This is a genomic window from Deinococcus fonticola (assembly GCF_004634215.1).
Classification (GTDB): domain Bacteria; phylum Deinococcota; class Deinococci; order Deinococcales; family Deinococcaceae; genus Deinococcus; species Deinococcus fonticola.
In genome coordinates, this window is sequence record NZ_SMMH01000116.1 from 1 (window position 1) to 564 (window position 564).

Here is a 564-nt window from a genome sequence, read left to right on the forward strand (position 1 = left end):
CGGCTCGCTGCTCACGACCTGCCACTGCTCCTGAACGTCTGTGGGTCGAGCGACCGCGACATGGACTGGGCCAAACGCCTGCCCGGTGATGGCGACGTTGTGGAAACAGCGTGTTTCCCTGGGGCGGCGTCGAATGTCGTCGAGCTTGCACAGGCGCTGACCTGCAAGGTCAGCGAGGATCAGGTTCGACTTGATACGGATGCGGTAGTGCCATTTGCAGGCCCAGAGCCAATCCATGAGTTCAGTGTCACAAAAACCTCGATCAGCAAGGAGCCGAACGTCATGGATGCCCAACGCATCGAGGAGGCCTTCGACACGGGCGAGCACAGGGAGAAGTTGTCGGGTCGAAACCTGGGCGCTCTCGTGCTGGATGACTTCCTGATGCAGTGGAAGAGATCGTCCCCTGAAAGTGACAGCAAAGCGAATCAGGCAGAACTTCCCAAAGAGCATACTGGTGTCCAGAGCGAGCACCAGGCGGTGCTCGCCCCAGTGACGAAGGGCTTGGAAGACCAGCGGCGCATAGATCTCGAAGGGATCAACCTTCGGGTTCTCCAGAAACCTGCG

General features: G+C 59.4%; 2 protein-coding genes. One reads left to right on the plus strand and one right to left on the minus strand.

Annotation, left to right across the window (positions count from 1 at the left end; all coding sequences use genetic code 11):
- Positions 1-387: transposase (locus E5Z01_RS19300; protein ID WP_240738604.1), on the minus strand; the 387-nt coding region annotated here is incomplete at its 3' end.
- Here E5Z01_RS19300 and E5Z01_RS20150 point away from each other — a divergent pair.
- The coding region (locus tag E5Z01_RS20150) for a hypothetical protein (RefSeq protein WP_240738605.1) at positions 283-564 on the plus strand (282 nt) is incomplete at its 3' end. The genes E5Z01_RS19300 and E5Z01_RS20150 overlap by 105 nt on opposite strands.